The following is a 1,177-nucleotide window of genomic DNA, read 5'->3' as shown; positions in this document are numbered from 1 at the left end:
GCGTGCAGCAGGCCCAGCATCTGCACGTAGTCGTCCGGCGTCGCGTAGCGGTCGACGTTCAGGTCGCCGGCATAGGTCACCGGCTCGGCGGCGGGCACGCCGTGGGCGGCCGCGTAGCTGCCCATCTGGCCGAGCTGGCTCAGGCGTACTTGGCGATCTTGCGTGCCGTTGTAGGCGTTGGTGTGCGTGCCCAGCACGTGGTAGGCCTTGCCCTGCTTGATGATCTCGAAGTAGATGAAGCCTTTGTTCGAGAAGCAGTTGTCACCTGTGCAGTCGGGGTAGATGTGCACGTCTTGCGCAGCGATCGGCCAGCGGCTGACGGCGACGACGCCGCCGTTCATGATGTTGCCGGGCTGGTCGACCAGGCGGGACTGATACGGGTACTCGGCACGCAGGTCGTTCAGCAGCTGTTCGCGGCAGCCGCCATCGAAGGCTTCGGACAGCACGATCGCGTCGAAGCCGGTCATCGCCGAGGGCATGGCGGCGTAGCGCTCGCAGATGTTCTTCGCGACGAAGATGCCCCAGGTGTTGTAGGCCAGAACCTTCAGCGTGTTGGGGTCGTCGGTGCGCGCTTCCTTCACGTTGGCGTCGTGCACGATGTAGTAGACGTCGTCGTAGCCGCCGGTGAACTCGGCCTTGAACGACAGCTGCTCGTCCGGCACCACGGTGTTGGTGTGGATGCTGCGGTCGTAGTACCACGGCGTTTCGAACGAGGCCGCCTTGGCACCTTGCCACAGCGATGAGCCGATGAGCTTGCCGCGCAGCCGCTGCTTCAGCACCTGCGGCCCGCCGCGGGCGCCGTTGACGGTGGTGTCGAAGTAGAAGTTCTTGCCGTTGGTGATGCCTTCGTCGCGGTTCATCCACGCCACGCGGCGCGTCGCATAGGGCGGGATCACCGGGTCGTAGGTGCCCCACTGGCTGTTGCGCACGAGGGTCTTGTCGCCGTATTGAACGGTCGAGACGGTCAGCGGGTTCGCTGTGGTGTTGGTGACGTAGACGTAGGTCTCGGCCTGAGCAGCCAGGCCGCTCATCAGCGCGATGCCGGTGGTCAGCCGCGCAAAGAAGGAGGTGAGTTTCATCGGGGCTTTCTGTTCTTAGGGTTGTTGGAAGCTGTCGGGGAAAACTTCTCGCCGCAAAGCGTCGAGCTCGGCATCGCGCTGTTGCAGCGCAACCGGGT

At 64.3% G+C, this 1,177-nt stretch carries 1 protein-coding gene; it reads right to left on the bottom strand.

Annotated elements, in window-relative coordinates:
- On the bottom strand, nucleotides 1-1,079 hold a 1,079-nt coding region (locus AC1DYI_RS36305), incomplete at its 3' end, for a sphingomyelin phosphodiesterase (protein WP_477208932.1).
- Between the last annotated feature and the right edge of the window lie 98 nt (nucleotides 1,080-1,177).

It is taken from the genome of Ideonella sp. P3_A4 (assembly GCF_056403075.1).
This window is presented reverse-complemented; position numbering and strand designations above follow the sequence as displayed.